The organism is Solilutibacter silvestris (assembly GCF_050574925.1).
Lineage (GTDB): Bacteria > Pseudomonadota > Gammaproteobacteria > Xanthomonadales > Xanthomonadaceae > Solilutibacter > Solilutibacter silvestris_A.
Map to the genome: position 1 here is coordinate 17,554 of NZ_JBCMOO010000001.1, position 16,473 is coordinate 34,026.

The following is a 16,473-nucleotide window of genomic DNA, read 5'->3' on the forward strand; positions in this document are numbered from 1 at the left end:
CGAATGTTTGGAATGAAAGGTGGTGCTCACGAATGGAATCGAACCATCGACCTCCTCCTTACCAAGGAGGTGCTCTACCGACTGAGCTACGTGAGCGAAGCAAATTGCAGCGTTCCTGCCGCGGAGTGTCCAAGGTGGAGCGGGAGACGGGAATCGAACCCGCGCTAGTAGCTTGGAAGGCTACAGTTCTACCATTGAACTACTCCCGCACCGGGAATGCCGTTCAACGCTTCGAGCTGGTGGAGGGAGGTGGATTCGAACCACCGAAGGCGTAAGCCAGCAGATTTACAGTCTGCCCCCGTTGGCCGCTTGGGTATCCCTCCGCCGAAACCGCGAGGCGGTGAAACAGCCCACTATTCTGGCGTGCGGTTTTCAGTCTGTCAACGCGTCGCGACACTCGATTCGATCACCTTAATGCGCAGGCGTGGCCACGGCTTCTTCCTTCTTGAGGACGACGTCGCCGGTCATGCCGTCGTCGGCGTAAAGCGCCACGTGTGGAACGCCGTCGGTACCGATCCAGCCGCGGTACATGCCCTCGGTGTTGAAGGGAAAGGCGAACTTGCCGTCGGAGGTCAGGACGATGGCGCCGCCATCACCCCCCATCTTCACCACTTCGCCGTTGATGACGGCAGCCCCGGCCTGCGCCGCGGTCTCTTTCAGGAATTTTACCCGGGCGCAAACATTGCTGGCCGCATGGGTGCGGATGTAGTACTCGCCCCAGCCGGTTCCGGAGAAGGCGCAACCGCCGTCGGCCCAGGTCCCGGCACCGATGATCGGGGAGTCGCCGACCCGGCCCCAGCGCTTGTTGGTCATGCCGCCGGTGGAGGTGCCCGCCGCCAGGTGACCCTTGCTGTCGAGCGCCACGGCACCGGTGGTGCCGATGTGCTTGACGTATTCGGGATCGGTCGAGGCCTGCTTGGCGGCCTCCTCCTTGAGGATCTTCTGCAGCTGCTGCCAGCGCTTCTCGGTGCGGAAGTAGGAGGGATCGACCAGGGTGATGCCCTGCTCCTTCGCGAACATCTCGGCGCCGTCGCCGACCAGCATCACGTGTTCGGAATGCTCCATCACCGCGCGCGCCAAGGTGATCGGATTGCGGACGCGATGCACGGCAGCGACCGCACCGGCGCGCTGGCCCTCGCCTTCCATGATCGACGCATCCATTTCGTTCTTGCCGTCATGGGTGAACACCGCGCCCTTGCCGGCGTTGAAGTGCGGATCGTCTTCCAGCACGCGTAGCGCGGCGACCACCGCGTCGGTCGAGGACTTGCCCGCCTTCAATTCGGCATGGCCGTTGCGCAGCGCGGTTTCCAGCGCCTTGCGGATATCGGCTTCGTCGGCCTTGTTGTTGTCGCGACGGATCACGCCGGCACCACCGTGGATGACGAGGACGGGATCCGCGGCCTGTGCAGTGGCAGCTGCTGCGAGCGCAAGCGCGAGTGCGGCGATCTTGGAAATGCGCATCGAAGGATTCCTTGTGCGGCTGGACGAATTCATGGATGGCGAGGTATCGCCGGAGTGTATTCGAGTCGGCCATCGCGGATATCGACGGTCGACTGGAAGGCGGGATTCGACACGCTCCAATCGCGGGTATCGATGCGACTGTCGCGACCTGCGCCAGTCACGTGCCAGGCTTCGGCAACGACGGGGCCGTTTTTCCGCAAGGTCGAACGCCCTGCGCGAAACAGCCAGGCATGGCCATTGTTCGCAGTGAAGATGCGGCCGCTGCCATCGGCGTCGATGCACAGCGCCGTCTGCTCGTCGACGCCGATGCCGAGCAACGGCGCGCCCGGATGCGATTCCTGCAGGTGCGCCATCATCGTGATCAGGCGCGCCTGGCGATCGCGTGCATCGAAGTGGGTATCGGTGATCACGCCGGCGGAATACAGCGGTTCGAAGCGCAGGAAATCCTCGACCAAAGTGATCGCACCGGTGCGCGAATCGGCGAGCGATTCCTTGCTGGTCAGGCTGCCGCCATCCATCGCGCCGTAGACATATCTCCCCTGCACCGCCAGCCCCGCGCTGGTTCCACCCAGCGGCTTGCCGCTGGCGACGTGGCGATTGATCGCGTCCTCGACCGGCGTGCCCTTCCAGTCCCTGACGTAGTTGGATTGATCGCCACCCGCGATCCAGATGCCATCGGCATGGGCGATGACGGCGAGTACCCTCGGATCGAAGGATGCCTTGCGATCGTGGAAGACCAGCGTTTCGACGGAAGCGACACCGCCGATCTTCTCGTACATCTCCTGCTGGTTCTCGTCGGCATACGACGCGCGCAACACCACGATGTGGCCGTTGCCGGCGCGATCGAACAACCAGTGGAATGCATCGTATGGCCAATCGCCGCCACCGAGCAGCATCAACCCGCCCTGCACGCGTCCCGGCGTCGGCGATTCCACGTTGCCGATGCGGTAGTAGTCGTATGGCGCAGCCGCGGTTTTCGCGCCGAAACTGCTGCATGCCGCGAGCAGCGATCCGACAGCCGCAATGATCGCGAATGAAACGATGCGTTGTATCGATGGATGGCGCATGCACTTGGTTGCATCGACGGAAATCGAACCATAAGCCATTTCGCACATCGATGTGCACGCATCAAACCAATGTGACTTTAGTGCGATTGTCATGACGTGCGTTTCAGTGTAATGGTGAAAAAGCGACCGGATGAACTGCCATCCGTGACTGCTTCGCCCGGAGGGGGCGTGCAGTGCAATCGCTTCGATTCCACGAACGACGACAGTGAAGGGGTATGCAATGCGGAAGAAGAAACTCGGCCTCGCGATCCAGTGCGGCCTGCTGGTGCTCGCGAGCGCAACGGCAAGCGCACAAACCACGACCGATGCGCAGCAGCAACAGGCTCCACAACAGCAACCAGCATCCAGCCAGTCACTGGGAACGGTGACGGTCACGGGATCGCGCATTCCGCGCGCGCAAATCGAAGGGCCGGCTCCGGTCACCGTCATCACGGCTGACCAGATCAAGTCGGCCGGCTTCACCAATGTCCCCGAAGTGCTGCGTTCGCTTTCGCAAAACAGCGGCAGCGTGCAGGGCCAGCAGAACTTCACCAGTGCGCAATCCACGCCGGGCGCACAGGCGGTCGACCTGCGCGGCCTCGGCCCCAACCACACGCTAGTGCTGATCAATGGTCGCCGCATCGCCGACTTCCCGTTGCCGCTTGAAGGCCGCAGCAACTTCACCGATATCGGCAACATCCCGCTGGGCATGGTCGAACGCGTCGAAGTGCTGACCGGCAGCGCATCGGCGATCTACGGTTCCGACGCCATGGCCGGCGTCATCAACTTCATCCTGAAGAAGAAGGCCGATGGCACCACGATCGACTACCGCTTCGGCGACACCAGTCGCGGCGGCGGCCAATCGCACAAGCTGACGCTGACCAGCGGCTTCGAACGCGGCGGTTTCAGCGGCATTTTCGGACTGGAATTGCTCGACAAGAAGCCGTTGTGGGGCTACCAGCGCAAGGTCCAGGATTCCACCCTCGATGCGCCGACGTCGCGCCGCCAGTTGCCGCGCCTCACCGCGCAACTCTACGACTGGGACGACGACGTCAACATCGCGCCGGCCGATGGCTGCAAGGCGATGTCGGGACTGAACCAGGGCACCACGGGATTGGCGCACGACAGGTACGGCGAGCCTTATTGCGGCAGCGATCGCGCCATCGCTTATCGCACGATCGAGAACGAACGCAAAGGCGTGAACGCCTACGGATCGTTCGAATACCGTTTCTCGGACAATCTGTCGTGGTTCGCCGATGTCCAGCTCGGATACCAGAAGGTCAAGCTGCTGACGGGCACCAACGGCAACGACGTCGCCAGCGACGTCATGGGCTGGGAATTCCACGATCCCAACTCGACCAACAATTACCGCAGCAAGATGTTCTACAACGCGGGGACCGGCCACTACGAGATCTGGACGCGGCAATTCACGCCGGAAGAAATCGGCGGCCTGAAGAACCGCATGAACGTCACCACAGAAAAGACGCTGGGCCTGACCACCGGCCTCAAGGGCGCCTTCGCCGAGAAATGGAACTGGGAAGCGGCATACAACCATTCGCAGTACAACGCCGACGTCGGCATGCCGCGCATCAAGGCGGCAGCGGCCAATGCGCTGATCCTCGGGCCGCAGCAAGGCTATGACGCCGATGGCTACGCGATCTTCAGCCCGGATCCGAACCGCCTGTTCACGCCGCTGACGCAAGCGCAATTCGCCTCGATCGCCGCGATGTCAACCTTCCGTCCCAAGGCCAGCAACGACGACCTCAGCTTCACCGCCGACACGGAACACCTGTTCTCGATGCCGGCCGGCAATGTCGGCTTTGCCGGCGTCGTCGAATACGGGCGCCAGTCGTATCGCATCAACCCCGATCCGCTCGCCCTGACCGCCGATGCCTACTACGGCCCGCAATACGGCGACGGCAGCGGCAGCCGCAACCGCTGGAGCGCCGCGGGCGAAATGCGCATGCCGCTGTTCTCCACCTTGCAGGCCAGCATCGCCGGTCGTTACGACCGCTACAGCTACGGCGGCAAGAGCCCGGGCAAGTTCACCTACAGCCTCGGCATGGAATGGCGTCCGGTCCAGTCGCTGCTGGTGCGTGGCTCCTATGGCACGGGTTTCCGCGCGCCCGACATGCATTACCTGTTCGCGGGCAACGACTATTACCGCACCCGTTACGCCACCGACTACTACCACTGCCGCACCGACGTGCCCGGCGCCAGCAACGGCTTCTGCTACGACGACGGCAGCTGGGACGGCGCGACGTTCGACATCTACCACGGCAACGAAGCCTTGAACGTCGAGACCAGCAAATCGTTCACGGCCGGCCTCGTGTGGTCGCCCAGCGCCAACTTCGACCTGACGGCGGACTACTACAAGATCAAGGTGATGAACCAGGTGCAGGTGCAGGATCGCGAACGCCTGCGCCAGACCGAAGCCGATTGCCGCCTCGGCGTCACCGACAGCGGCGCCAGGGTCGACGTCAATTCACCGACCTGCGTCGACGCGCTCGCGCGCGTGATCCGCGACAGCAATGGCGACATCACCAGCGTCCACTTCGCGCCGATCAACATCGCCCAGGAGCAGACGTCGGGCATCGACCTGACCGCCAACTACCGCCTGCGCACTGCCAGGGTCGGCGATTTCCGCTTCAGTGCCAACTACAACTGGACTCAGCGCCACACCCGCGTGCAATACCCGGGCGACCCGGTGGAGAACATGCTGGATGTCAGCTTCGCCGACACCACGCTGCCGCGCACCAAAGGCAATGTCGGCGTGACCTGGAGCAGGAACGCCTGGGGCGCCAGCCTGTTCGGCAACTATGTCGGTCGCGTCGCCAACTACAACAACGACGCATGGACCGAAGCCACCTGGCGCTTCAATGGCGGCGCACGCTACGACATCAACGACCACCTGCGCCTGTCGCTGTCGGTCAACAACCTGTTCGACAAGATGCCGCCGAAGGATGCGACCTGGGCCAACTATCCGTACTACGACACCTCGTGGTTCGATGCGGTCGGCCGCAGCTACTTCCTGTCGGTCACCTGGAAGCTCGGCGGCAAGGCGTTGTAATCCACCGAGCCCCGGAAAGCAAAACGCCCGGCGAGCAATCGTCGGGCGTTTTTGTTCGGATAGTCGACGAGCTTCGCGCCGCCAATCACACGTTGAAGCGGAAGTGCAGCACGTCGCCTTCCTGGACGCGGTATTCCTTGCCTTCCAGGCGCATGCGTCCGGCTTCGCGCGAGCCCGCTTCGCCGCGGTACTTGATGAAGTCGTCATAGCCGATGGTTTCGGCGCGGATGAAGCCCTTCTCGAAGTCGGTGTGAATCACGCCGGCGGCCTGCGGCGCGGTGGCGCCCTGCTTCACCGTCCACGCGCGCACTTCCTTCACGCCGGCGGTGAAATAGGTCTGCAGGCCCAGCAGCGTGTAGGCGGCGCGGATCACGCGATTCAGGCCCGGCTCTTCCAGGCCGAGGTCGGCGAGGAAAGTGTCGCGATCCTCGTCGTCGAGCTGGCTGAGCTCTTCCTCGATCGCGGCCGACACCGGCACCACCTGCGAACCTTCGGCGACGGCGCGGGCGCGCACGGCGTCGAGGTGTGCGTTGTTCTCGAAACCGTCTTCCAGCACATTGGCGACGTACATCACCGGCTTCAGCGTGAGCAGGAACAGGTCGCGCACCGCGGCGCGATCCTCGTCACTCAGGCCCATGCCGCGCGCGGGCTTGCCTTCGTCGAGGCCGGCGCGGATGCGAGCGAGCACCTCGGCGCGCGCCTTCGCTTCCTTGTCGCCGGACTTGGCGGAACGCTCGGCGCGCTGCAGCGCCTTGTCGACCGATTCGAGGTCGGCGAGCGCGAGTTCGGTGTCGATCGTCTCGATGTCGGCGATCGGATCGACCTTGTTGTTGACGTGGATGACGTCGGCATGCTCGAAGCAGCGCACGACGTGCGCGATCGCGTCGACTTCGCGGATGTGCGCGAGGAACTTGTTGCCGAGGCCTTCGCCCTTGGCCGCACCGGCAACCAGGCCGGCGATGTCGACGAACTCGACCGCGGTCGGAATCACGCGTTCGGGCTTGACGATGTCCGCCAGCGCGCCCAGGCGCGGATCGGGCACCGGCACCACGCCGACGTTCGGTTCGATGGTGCAGAAGGGGAAGTTCGCCGCGGCGATACCCGCCTTGGTCAGCGCATTGAACAGGGTCGACTTGCCGACGTTGGGCAGGCCGACGATGCCGCATTGGATCGCCATGTCAGTCTTTGCTCGTGTTGAGGCGTTTCATCGCCTCGTTGAAATTTCCCGACAGCGCCAGCGGCAGGACCGCGATGGCGTCATCGATGGAGCGGCCGATCAGGATGTCGTCGTCCGCGTTGGCGCGTCCCAGCACCCAGCCGGTGACGCGATCCTTGTGCCCGGGATGGCCGATGCCGATGCGCAGGCGACCGAACTTGCCGTGCCCGAGCAGCTTCATGGTGTCGCGCAAACCGTTCTGGCCGCCGTGGCCGCCATCGAACTTGAGGCGTGCCACGCCCGGCGACAGGTCGAGTTCGTCGTGCGCGATGAGCATCTGCTCCGGCTCGATCTTCCAGAACCGCAGCGCCGCCGTCACCGACTTGCCGGAGAGGTTCATGAAGGTCGCCGGCTTCAACAGCCAGACATCGCGTCCGCCGATGCTCGCTTTCGCGACTTCGCCGAACAGCTTGCCTTCCACCGACCAGCGCGCGCCGACCTGTGCCGCGAGTTCGTCCACAAAACGAAAACCCGCGTTGTGGCGGGTTTTCGCATGTTCGGTCCCGGGATTGCCGAGACCGACGATGAGACGCAAGGGTTCCATATCCAGGATCGCGATCGCTCCGGAATGACCCGAAGCGATCGCCAGGCGGCATTACTCGCCCTTGTCGCCTTCTTCCTTGATCGCGGGCACGTCGCCAGCGGCCGGAGCGGCGTCATCCACCACTTCTTCCTTCGTCGCGCGCGCCACGGCAACCGCCGGGTTGTGCGCGTCGTCGATGGCGTGGGCGAGCTCAACGCCCTTCGGCAGCTTGACGTCGGACAGGTGCACGGTGTCACCGACCTTGATCGCACCGAGGTCGACTTCGATGAACTCCGGCAAGTTGGCCGGCAGGCAGACGATGTCGAGGTCGTTCAGTTCGCTGGTGACGGTGGCTTCGGCGCTCTTGCCGGCCGGCGACTTGTCGATGTTGATGAAGTGCAGCGGCACCTTGACGTGCAGCTTCTGGTTGGCCTTCACGCGCTGGAAGTCCAGGTGCATGATCAGCTGCTTGTACGGGTGGCGCTGCATGTCACGCAGCAGGACCGACTCGGCCTTGCCATCGACGTTCAACGAGATGATCGAGGCATAGAACCAGTCATGCTGCTGGGCCAGCCAGGTCGGCTCGTGATCGAGTTCGATGCTGGCCGGGGCGCTGTCGCCACCGTAGACGACGGCCGGGATACGACCCGCATGACGCAGGCGGCGGCTCGCACCTTTCCCCTCGTCCTTGCGGCCGTAGGCCTTCAGAGTGTGTTCGTTCGACATTAGTGTTTCTCTCTTGCTTGGATGAAATGCCGCATCGCTGCGACTGTGATGACTCGTCCGCGACCAGACGAGCCGGTTGTTCGTCAGTCCACGTAGAGCGAACTGACGGATTCTCCGAAGGCGATGCGACGGATGGTTTCCGCCAGCAGTTCCGCAACGCTGAGTTGGCGGATCTTGCCGCAGGCCTTCGCTGCCTCGCTGAGCGGGATGGTGTCGGTCACCACCAGTTCGTCGAGGGAGGATTTGGTGATGTTGTCGATCGCCGGACCCGACAGCACCGGGTGGGTGATGTAAGCGGCGACCTTGGCCGCGCCGCGCTCCTTGAGGGCAGCAGCAGCGGCACAGAGCGTGCCGGCGGTGTCGACGATGTCGTCCACCAGCACGCAGTTCTTGCCGTCGACTTCACCGATGATGTTCATCACGGTAGCAACATTCGCGCGCGGACGGCGCTTGTCGATGATGGCGAGGTCGGCATCGTCGAGGCGCTTGGCGATCGCGCGGGCGCGCACCACGCCGCCGACGTCGGGCGACACCACCACCATGTTCTCGGTGCCGTAGGCGCGCCAGATGTCGGCGAGCAGCAGTGGCGACGAATACACGTTGTCGACCGGCACGTCGAAGAAACCCTGGATCTGGTCGGCATGCAGATCGACGGTCAGCACGCGATCGGCACCGACGGTGCCGAACATGCTGGCCACGACCTTCGCGGTGATCGGCACGCGCGCGGAACGCGGGCGGCGATCCTGGCGGGCGTAACCGAAGTACGGCACCACCGCGGTGACGCTGGTCGCCGATGCGCGCTTGAGCGCGTCGATCAGCACCAGCAGTTCGATCAGGTTTTCCGCGCTCGGGGCGCAGGTCGGCTGGATCACGAAGACGTCCTGGCCGCGGACGTTTTCCTCGATCTCCACCTGCACTTCGCCGTCGGAGAAGGTCGAAACCAGCGCCTTGCCCTGGCGCACGCCGAGTTCCGCACACACTGCCTTCGCCAACGGGCGGTTGGCATTGCCGGAAAACACCAGCAGGTTGCGTTCGTCCTTCATTGCGCGCTCCGGAGCGACAGTGGCGGTACTACAGACGGTGGAAATTCAGAAAATTTGGCAGGGGCGGAAGGATTCGAACCTACGCATGCCAGGATCAAAACCTGGTGCCTTAACCACTTGGCGACGCCCCTGTTGTGTAACGCGCCACCGCATCCTGCAATGGCGATCGCGCGGCGGACTGCACCACCCAGCTCCGGCAATGTTCCGGAACCCGCGGCAGCAGCGCTTCGGCTTGCGCGCGCGTGGCGCACTCGACGAAGACCGCACTTCCCGACCCAGTGAGTCGTGGCGACGCCCAAGGCCGCAGTGCCTGGAAGACCGCATCGACGTCCGGTTCGAGCCGGCGCAGCACCGCTTCGAAGGCATTGCCCCCGAGTCGGCCCGCGACGAAGTCGGATATTGTCGCGGGCGGAGAATCCCGCGTCAAATCAGGGGCCTGGAACAATCGGGCAGTGGCGGCGTGGACGCCGGGATGAACCAGCAGAACCCAGGCTGGCGGCAGCTCAACCGGGGTCAGTTTTTCGCCCAGGCCGGTGGCCCAGGCATTTTGACCGCGGACGAAAACGGGGACATCAGCGCCGAGCTCCAGGCCCATCTCGGCGAGGCGATCCACGCCCAGGCGGGTATTCCAGAGCAGGTCGAGGGCGACGAGGACAGTGGCGGCGTCCGAGGATCCACCACCCAGTCCGGCGCCGGTCGGGATCACCTTTTCGACGACGATGTCTGCACCTTGGCTGCTGTTGGCTTCCGATTTCAGCAGCTTGGCGGCCCGAATGGCAAGATCATCGCCCTCGGCAACACCCTCGACGGAGGTCCCGACGCGCCCGACCCGGCCATCGCCGCGCGGACGCAGGCGGATGCGGTCACCCCAATCGAGCAGCCGGAACACGGTCTGCAGCTCGTGGTAGCCATCCGGACGCCTGCCGATGATCTCCAGGAACAGGTTGAGCTTGGCCGGAGCCGGCCACTGACTCCAACCCTCGCCGTCCAAGCCGTTCATTGCTCGAGAGGACCCCAGCGGTCGATGACCAGGCGGACGCGATCGTCGCCCCGGGTGGCGTTGATGCGGGACGGCCGGCCCTGGACGTCGCGGGCGAGGTAGTCGATCTGCCATCCGCCCTGCACCAGCGTGGCGAGGTTGTCACCGGCGAATGCGGCCTTGTCGAGTCGCTGCGAAGGATCGGGATAGCCGCGCATCCAGTGGCGCAGCGCCTGGACTGGAATCTCGAAACCGGTGGCTTCGCGCAGCAGCGCGGCGCCATCGGCACCCGTGCGCGGCCCGCCCGCCATGCCTTCCAGCGTGGCGCGCCCGTTCTGTTCCTGCAGGCGCCAGCCCTGGCGAGTGATCGGCGCGGTGAGGACAATCAGATATGACCCGGACGATCCGGCATCTTCCCATTCCACGCCGAGGCTGCCCGACTGGCGGCCGTGGTTGATTGCAGCGCGACCGCCCATCCCCCACGATCCTGTCTGCGCGGATGCGGTCAATGCATCGATGCGATGCACGCATTCGGCGTTCTTCGACAGCAACGGCTCGCAGACCAGCGTCGCGACCGCCGGCGGAGGCGCTGTCGGAATGGTGCTACACGATGCCAGCAACACTGCCGTCGCCGCCAACGCGAGGCGACGCGATTTCACGTCTTCACCCCGAGCTTGTCGAGCGTGCGCTGCAGCGCCTTGTTGTCCGGTTCGAGCTTGCGCGCTTCCTCGAAGTAACGGCGCGCGTCATCGCGATGCCCCTGCACCCACAGCACTTCACCGATATGGGTGGCGATCTCGGGGTCTTTCTGCAGGATGTAGGCGCGACGCAGGTAAGGCAGCGCTTCGTCGGTCTTGCCGAGGCGATACAGCACCCAGCCATAGCTGTCGATGATGGCGGCGTTGGCGGGATCGGCGGCGCGCGCGCGATCGATCAGCTGCAGCGCCTCGGCGTAGCGCGTGGTGCGGTCGGCGAGCGTGTAACCAAGCGCGTTGAGCGCCGCGACATTCTCGGGATCGGTGACCAGGATCTTGCGCAGGTCGGCTTCGCTCTTGTCGATGCGATCCATGCGCTCCCACGCCAGCGCACGCGCATAGAGGATGCCCGGCTCGTCCTGCAGCGCGGCGATGCCGCGATCGTAGACGGCGATTTCGCCCTTGTCGTCCTTGTCCTTGCGCCGCAACTCGCCTTCCAGCAGGTAGGCATCGCGCTGCACGTTGCCGTCCACGCGCGGATCGGTCTGCAGCGCCTGCAGACCCTTGTATGCCTCGTCCTTGTGGCCCTGTTCGTATAGGACGTTGGCGCTGCGCAGGCGCGCGGTGTCGGCTTGTTCGCCGGTGACGCCCGCGTACCACTTCAGGGCTTCGTCGTAGTGCTTCAGCGTTTCCGCCAACGTGCCGAGCAGCAGGCGATTGCGCGGATCGTCAGTGCCGCTGCGGTGCTTCGCGAATTCGTAGAGACGCGCGAGGCCGGCGTCGTCCTTGGCCTTGTCGAGCATCGCCGCGCGCAGGCCGATCGTGTCGGTCGATTGCGCGCCCTTCGCCAGCACGCGCTCGGCGGCGCTGAAGTCTCCCAGCGCCTCATATTGCCCGGCGACCGACAGGCGCAGGTCGGCATCGTTGGCGACCCTGGATTCGAGTGGAGCGATGACGGCGCGGGCTTCCTCGATCTTGCCTTCGTCCATCAACTGGCTGGAACGCAGCAGGGCGACGCGCGGATCCATCGGGAAACGCTTGACCGTCTCCGCCACCAGCGTTTGCGACAGCTGCGGCTGCGACAGTTTCTGCGCCAGCCCGGCATAGGCCAGCCAGGCCTGGACGTCGTTCGGCAAGGCGTTGCTGCCCACCAGCGACGACAGCACCTGCGCCGCCACCTTCGGATCCTTGCTGCCGCCGGACAACGCGACCAGCACGTATTTCCAGCCGCGCGGATCGCGATCGGCGATCAGGCTGCGGGCCTGCGTCGTGGCCGCGGCGGCATCGTCGGCGCGCAGGCGCAGGGTGAGGTCGGCCATCCGCACCACCAGCGAATCCGGTGCACTCGGCCGCCACAGTTCCAGCGCCTCGGCGGCGTGGGCGTTGTCATCGGCCAGCAGCGCGATGCGGGTGGCGCGCTCCGCCAGCACGGGATCTCGGCTGGCCTTGGCGGCCGCAAGGTAATGCTGGGCGGCATCCTTGAGCCGGCCTTCCTGCAAGGCGAATTCGCCCGCCAGCGATTCGGCGAGCGCGCCGGACTGTGGCTGCGGTTTCGCGGCCAGGGCCGGGCCGGACAACGCGGGCAACAATGCCAACGTCAGGACAATGGAACGGAAAGATGGAGCGAAACCGGGCATCCTGCGGTACCAAGCGTAAAATGTCGGACGTTTTGCAGCTTACCTCAGGCACCTGAACCCGCGACCCCATGACGCTTGTCGCTCTCGGCTTGAACCACCAGACCGCGCCGGTTGCCCTGCGCGAACGGGTGGCGTTCGCCGGCGATGCCTTCGCACCCGCATTGACGGCGCTGCGCGCGCTGCCGCAGGTGGAGGAAGTGGTGCTGCTGTCCACCTGCAACCGCACGGAGGTCTATGCCGTCGGCGAGGATGCCGCGCCGGCGGTGGCCGAATGGCTGGCGACGCACGCGGCGGAGTCGACCGATCTCCACGCCTATCTCTACCGCCATCACGAAGGCGACGCAGCGCGTCATCTGTTCCGGGTCGCGGCCGGACTGGACTCGCTGGTACTGGGCGAACCGCAGATCCTCGGACAGGTGAAGGACGCCTGGAGCCTGGCGCGCGGCAGCGGCGCGATGGGCCCGCAACTCGACCGGCTGTTCCAGCAGGCCTTCGCCACCGCCAAGCGCGCGCGCACCGATACCGCGATCGGCGCCAATCCCGTTTCGGTGGCATCGGCGGCGGTGAAGCTGGCCCGCGACTCGTTCGCGCGGCCGCAGGATTCCACCGTGCTGCTGATCGGCGCCGGCGAAACCATCGAACTCGCGGCACGCCACCTTGTGCAAGCGAACGTGCGACGCCTGTTGATCGCCAATCGCACGCTGGCCCACGCCCAGGCATTGGCGACCATGCATGGCGGCTACGCGCTGGCGCTGGACGAACTCGATCGCCATCTCGCCGAAGCCGACATCGTGTTTTCGGCAACGGCCAGCCAGCAGCCGATCCTGCATCGCCCGCAAGTGGAAGCCGCGCTGGTGGCGCGCAAGCATCGCCCGATGCTGCTGGTCGACCTCGCGGTCCCGCGCGACATCGCCGCCGACATCGCCGAGCTGCGCGACGTCTTCGTCTACACCGTCGACGACCTGCAGCGCGCGGTCGAGGACAACCGTCGCAGCCGCAAGGACGCCGCCGAAGCCGCGGAAGCGATCATCGACCTGCAAGTGGCGCGTTACATGGAAGTCGCCGGGGCCACGATGGGCATGGATGGCGTGCGCGCCGTGCGCGCCCATGGCCAGCGCCTGCAACAGGACGCGCTGATGCGCGCGCGCCAGCAACTTGCCGCGGGACAACCTGCGGACGCGGTGCTCGACCAGCTCGCGCACACCCTGACGAATCGCCTGCTGCACGCACCGACCGTCGCCGTGCGCGATGCCGCGTTGCGCGGCGATGCCGAATTGCTGCGCGCCGCTGCGCGCATGTTCCCCGACCACCCTGATTCTTCCGACGATGCTGCCGAGCCTGCGCCGCAAGCTTGAAGTCCTTGCGGAACGTCGCGACGAACTGGAACGGCTGCTGGCCGATCCGGGCGTGATCGCCGACGCCAAGCAATTCCGCAAACTCTCGCGCGAGTTCTCGCAGCTCGAACCGCTGTCGATCGCGCTGGCGGAAGAACGGCGGCTGCAGGACGCGCTCGCCTCGGCGCAGGCGATGCGCGACGACCCCGAACTGCGCGATCTCGCCAACGAGGAAATCGCCGAAGCCAATGCGCGTCTCACCGAACTCGATGGCGAACTGACCGCGCACCTGGTACCGAAGGACGCCCGCGACGACGGCAGCCTCTATCTGGAAGTGCGCGCCGGCACCGGCGGCGATGAAGCCGCGATCTTCGCCGGCGACCTCTTCCGCATGTATTCGCGCTATGCCGAGAAACAGGGCTGGCGCGTCGAAGTGGAATCGGCGAATCCCGGCGAACACGGCGGCTTTCGCGAAGTGGTGGCGCGCGTCGAAGGCAGCGGCGCGTATTCGCGGCTGAAGTTCGAATCTGGCACCCATCGCGTGCAACGCGTCCCCGAAACCGAATCGCAGGGCCGCATCCACACCTCGGCGGCGACGGTGGCGATCATCGCCGAGGACGCCGGCGACATCGACGTCGAGATCAACCCCGCCGACCTCAAGGTCGACACCTATCGTTCCAGCGGCGCCGGCGGCCAGCACGTCAACAAGACCGAATCGGCGATCCGCATCACCCACGTGCCAAGCGGCGTGGTGGTGGAATCGCAGACCGAACGCAGCCAGCACGCCAACCGCGACAAGGCGATGAAGCGGCTGAAGGCGATGCTGGTGGAGGCCGAGCTGGAAAAACGCGAGGCCGCGCAGGCCGCCGATCGCAAATTGCAGGTTGGCAGCGGTGATCGCAGCCAGCGCATCCGCACCTACAACTTCCCGCAGGGACGGATCACCGATCACAGGGTGGAAGGACTGACCCTGTACGATCTCCCCAACATCCTGGAAGGTCAGCTCGATGCGCTGGTCGACCGCCTGTCACGCGAAGCCCAGGCCGATGCCCTGGCGAAACTCGAGGAGGCGCCATGAAACCCGTCGTGGACCGCGCGACGCTCGACGATCTCGATGCCCTCGCCCCGTTGTTCGACGGCTACCGCCAGTTCTACGAGCAGCCTTCCGACATCCAGCGCGCGCACGACTGGCTGAAGGCCCGCATCGGCCAGAACGAATCGGTGGTGCTGCTCGCGCGTCACGACGGCGCGCCCGCCGGTTTCGTCCAGCTCTATCCGATGTATTCGTCGGTGCGCACCGCGCGCATCTGGGTGTTGAACGATCTCTTCATCGCCCCGGAATTCCGTCGCCACGGCACCGCCCGCGCCCTGCTGGACGCCGCGACGCAATTCGCCAAGGAAGACGGCGCCGCCTTCATCATGCTGGAAACGACGCGCGACAACGAAGCCGCGCGCGCCCTGTATCGCGCCGCCGGCTGGCACGAAGATTCCACCCAGTGGTATTCCAAACTCCTCTGACCCGGACGACACGATGGGCAAGTTGAAGCGCAAGCATTACGAACACGCCCTGGAGCCGATGCAACTGGAACTGGTGCAGATGGCGCGCTGGCTGCAGCACACCGGCAAGCGCCTGGTGGTGGTGATCGAAGGCCGCGACACGGCGGGCAAGGGCGGCGTGATCGAGGCGATCATGCAGCACCTCAATCCGCGCCAGGTGCGCCACGTCGCCCTGCCCAAGCCGGACAGCCGCGAGCAGACCGAGTGGTATTTCCAGCGCTACGTGCAGGAATTGCCCGCCGGCGGCGAGATCGCGCTGTTCGACCGCAGCTGGTACAACCGCGCCGGCGTCGAGAAGGTGATGGGTTTCGCCACCCCGGACCAGGTCGCGACGTTCCTGCGCCAGGCGCCGGTGTTCGAGAAACAACTGGTCGACGACGGCATCCTGCTGTTCAAGTACTGGCTGTGCTGCGACCAGATCGAACAGGAAAAACGCTTCGCCGAGCGCAGCGCGAATCCGCTGAAGGGCTGGAAGCTGTCGCCGATCGACATCAAGGCGCGCGAGCAATACGTCGCCTATACCGACGCGCGCGAAACCATGCTCAAGGCCACGCATACCAAGCAGGCGCCGTGGACACTGGTCGACTTCAACGACCAGAAACTCGGCCGACTGACGCTGATCCGCGACCTGCTCGACCGCCTGCCCGACACCCGCATCCCCGATGACGCGATCACCCTGCCCCCGCTTGGCGGCAAGTTCCATCGCGAGCGTTACGGCACGCTCAAGCCGATCAAATCGTTCAAGGGTTGAGCGGCGGCGCCTGCACCGGACGGCCCAGCTCGTCGAGCGCGATCATCACGAACTGGCCGCGCGTGCACAGTTTGCGATCCCCGGTGAGGAGATCTTCGGCGACCAGTTCCACGTCGACGTGCATCGAGCTGCGCCCCACCTTCACCACGCGCGCGATGGTCTCGACCAGTTGGCCCTTGCGCACCGGCTGGTTGAAATCGACTTGTTCGGAACGTGCCGTGACCACGGTGCTGCGGGCATAACGCGACGCGGCGATGAAGGCGGCCATGTCCATCCACGCCAGGGCTTGTCCACCGAACAGCGTACCGAGGTGATTGGTGTGATCCGGGAAGACCATCTCGAGGAGACGCACCTCGGTCGGGCGTGGATCGTTGGCAATGGCTTCGGACATGGCGGCGGTTCCGTCTGTGCTGATTCTCGAAACCACCTTACATG

Annotated in this window: 15 protein-coding genes and 4 tRNA genes; 5 read left to right on the top strand and 14 right to left on the bottom strand. The window is 65.2% G+C overall.

The window, feature by feature from the left end; genetic code table 11:
- Positions 1-20 precede the first annotated feature (20 nt).
- The 5 genes from ABE093_RS00075 to ABE093_RS00095 all read right to left on the bottom strand — a co-directional run bounded on the left by ABE093_RS00075 (position 21) and on the right by ABE093_RS00095 (position 2,528).
- Positions 21-96 (bottom strand) — tRNA-Thr (locus ABE093_RS00075).
- 39 nt (positions 97-135) lie between these two features.
- Positions 136-209, bottom strand: a tRNA-Gly gene (locus ABE093_RS00080).
- A 28-nt stretch (positions 210-237) separates the two neighbouring features.
- Positions 238-323 (bottom strand) — tRNA-Tyr (locus ABE093_RS00085).
- A gap of 88 nt (positions 324-411) precedes the next feature.
- Positions 412-1,461 (bottom strand): isoaspartyl peptidase/L-asparaginase family protein, encoded by a 1,050-nt coding sequence (locus ABE093_RS00090; RefSeq protein WP_430758828.1) that lies wholly within the window; start codon positions 1,459-1,461, stop codon positions 412-414.
- A gap of 29 nt (positions 1,462-1,490) precedes the next feature.
- Entirely contained in the window at positions 1,491-2,528 is a 1,038-nt protein-coding gene (locus tag ABE093_RS00095; RefSeq protein ID WP_430758829.1) for a cyanophycinase, read from the bottom strand.
- Between the two features lie 220 nt (positions 2,529-2,748).
- On the opposite strand from ABE093_RS00095, the gene ABE093_RS00100 reads away from it, so the two are divergent.
- Complete coding sequence (locus ABE093_RS00100; RefSeq protein ID WP_430758830.1) at positions 2,749-5,577, top strand: TonB-dependent receptor plug domain-containing protein; 2,829 nt, start codon at positions 2,749-2,751, stop codon at positions 5,575-5,577.
- Positions 5,578-5,662: 85 nt separating this feature from the next.
- Here the strand turns inward: ABE093_RS00100 and ychF are convergent, their stop codons facing one another.
- The 8 genes from ychF to ABE093_RS00140 form a co-directional block, all read right to left on the bottom strand.
- The gene (ychF, locus tag ABE093_RS00105) at positions 5,663-6,754 is read right to left on the bottom strand and encodes a redox-regulated ATPase YchF (protein WP_430758831.1); all 1,092 of its coding nucleotides are present in this window, start codon (positions 6,752-6,754) and stop codon (positions 5,663-5,665) included.
- Between the two features lies 1 nt (position 6,755).
- Entirely contained in the window at positions 6,756-7,337 is a 582-nt protein-coding gene (pth, locus tag ABE093_RS00110) for an aminoacyl-tRNA hydrolase (protein WP_430758832.1), read from the bottom strand.
- A 51-nt stretch (positions 7,338-7,388) separates the two neighbouring features.
- Complete coding sequence (locus tag ABE093_RS00115) at positions 7,389-8,042, bottom strand: 50S ribosomal protein L25/general stress protein Ctc (protein ID WP_430758833.1); 654 nt, start codon at positions 8,040-8,042, stop codon at positions 7,389-7,391.
- A gap of 83 nt (positions 8,043-8,125) precedes the next feature.
- The gene (locus ABE093_RS00120) at positions 8,126-9,085 is read right to left on the bottom strand and encodes a ribose-phosphate diphosphokinase (RefSeq protein ID WP_430758834.1); all 960 of its coding nucleotides are present in this window, start codon (positions 9,083-9,085) and stop codon (positions 8,126-8,128) included.
- A 55-nt stretch (positions 9,086-9,140) separates the two neighbouring features.
- Positions 9,141-9,216, bottom strand: a tRNA-Gln gene (locus ABE093_RS00125).
- A complete protein-coding gene (gene ispE / locus ABE093_RS00130; RefSeq protein ID WP_430758835.1) occupies positions 9,195-10,085 on the bottom strand; it encodes a 4-(cytidine 5'-diphospho)-2-C-methyl-D-erythritol kinase in 891 nt (296 codons plus the stop codon). The genes ABE093_RS00125 and ispE overlap by 22 nt, the downstream gene beginning before the upstream one ends.
- Positions 10,082-10,723 carry a lipoprotein insertase outer membrane protein LolB gene (gene lolB, locus ABE093_RS00135; protein ID WP_430758836.1) on the bottom strand — a complete coding sequence of 214 codons (642 nt, stop codon included), beginning with the start codon at positions 10,721-10,723 and terminating at the stop codon, positions 10,082-10,084. Before lolB ends, ispE begins: the two co-directional genes overlap by 4 nt.
- Complete coding sequence (locus tag ABE093_RS00140; protein WP_430758837.1) at positions 10,720-12,396, bottom strand: tetratricopeptide repeat protein; 1,677 nt, start codon at positions 12,394-12,396, stop codon at positions 10,720-10,722. Before ABE093_RS00140 ends, lolB begins: the two co-directional genes overlap by 4 nt.
- Before the next feature lie 68 nt (positions 12,397-12,464).
- Between ABE093_RS00140 and hemA the strand changes: the two genes are divergently transcribed.
- From hemA to ppk2, 4 genes are read left to right on the top strand one after another with little or no spacing between them, the layout of a single operon-like run.
- On the top strand, positions 12,465-13,751 hold the full coding sequence (hemA, locus tag ABE093_RS00145) for a glutamyl-tRNA reductase (RefSeq protein WP_430758838.1): 1,287 nt from the start codon (positions 12,465-12,467) through the stop codon (positions 13,749-13,751).
- A complete protein-coding gene (prfA, locus tag ABE093_RS00150) occupies positions 13,723-14,808 on the top strand; it encodes a peptide chain release factor 1 (RefSeq protein WP_430758839.1) in 1,086 nt (361 codons plus the stop codon). The genes hemA and prfA overlap by 29 nt, the downstream gene beginning before the upstream one ends.
- The gene (locus ABE093_RS00155; protein WP_430758840.1) at positions 14,805-15,248 is read left to right on the top strand and encodes a GNAT family N-acetyltransferase; all 444 of its coding nucleotides are present in this window, start codon (positions 14,805-14,807) and stop codon (positions 15,246-15,248) included. Before prfA ends, ABE093_RS00155 begins: the two co-directional genes overlap by 4 nt.
- Before the next feature lie 13 nt (positions 15,249-15,261).
- Positions 15,262-16,038: a polyphosphate kinase 2 gene (gene ppk2, locus ABE093_RS00160; protein ID WP_430758841.1), complete on the top strand. Its 777-nt coding sequence runs from the start codon at positions 15,262-15,264 to the stop codon at positions 16,036-16,038.
- Here the strand turns inward: ppk2 and ABE093_RS00165 are convergent.
- Positions 16,028-16,429, bottom strand: a complete 402-nt coding sequence (locus ABE093_RS00165; RefSeq protein ID WP_430758842.1) for an acyl-CoA thioesterase — start codon at positions 16,427-16,429, stop codon at positions 16,028-16,030. The genes ppk2 and ABE093_RS00165 overlap by 11 nt on opposite strands.
- Between the last annotated feature and the right edge of the window lie 44 nt (positions 16,430-16,473).

Bases quoted from the DNA above. Each gene is read 5' to 3' on its own strand.
- ABE093_RS00090 (WP_430758828.1), bottom strand. From the start codon at position 1,461: ATGCGCATTTCCAAGATCGCCGCACTCGCGCTTGCGCTCGCAGCAGCT.
- ABE093_RS00095 (WP_430758829.1), bottom strand. From the start codon at position 2,528: ATGCGCCATCCATCGATACAACGCATCGTTTCATTCGCGATCATTGCG.
- ABE093_RS00100 (WP_430758830.1), top strand. From the start codon at position 2,749: ATGCGGAAGAAGAAACTCGGCCTCGCGATCCAGTGCGGCCTGCTGGTG.
- ychF (WP_430758831.1), bottom strand. From the start codon at position 6,754: ATGGCGATCCAATGCGGCATCGTCGGCCTGCCCAACGTCGGCAAGTCG.
- pth (WP_430758832.1), bottom strand. From the start codon at position 7,337: ATGGAACCCTTGCGTCTCATCGTCGGTCTCGGCAATCCCGGGACCGAA.
- ABE093_RS00115 (WP_430758833.1), bottom strand. From the start codon at position 8,042: ATGTCGAACGAACACACTCTGAAGGCCTACGGCCGCAAGGACGAGGGG.
- ABE093_RS00120 (WP_430758834.1), bottom strand. From the start codon at position 9,085: ATGAAGGACGAACGCAACCTGCTGGTGTTTTCCGGCAATGCCAACCGC.
- ispE (WP_430758835.1), bottom strand. From the start codon at position 10,085: ATGAACGGCTTGGACGGCGAGGGTTGGAGTCAGTGGCCGGCTCCGGCC.
- ABE093_RS00140 (WP_430758837.1), bottom strand. From the start codon at position 12,396: ATGCCCGGTTTCGCTCCATCTTTCCGTTCCATTGTCCTGACGTTGGCA.
- hemA (WP_430758838.1), top strand. From the start codon at position 12,465: ATGACGCTTGTCGCTCTCGGCTTGAACCACCAGACCGCGCCGGTTGCC.
- prfA (WP_430758839.1), top strand. From the start codon at position 13,723: ATGCTGCCGAGCCTGCGCCGCAAGCTTGAAGTCCTTGCGGAACGTCGC.
- ABE093_RS00155 (WP_430758840.1), top strand. From the start codon at position 14,805: ATGAAACCCGTCGTGGACCGCGCGACGCTCGACGATCTCGATGCCCTC.
- ppk2 (WP_430758841.1), top strand. From the start codon at position 15,262: ATGGGCAAGTTGAAGCGCAAGCATTACGAACACGCCCTGGAGCCGATG.
- ABE093_RS00165 (WP_430758842.1), bottom strand. From the start codon at position 16,429: ATGTCCGAAGCCATTGCCAACGATCCACGCCCGACCGAGGTGCGTCTC.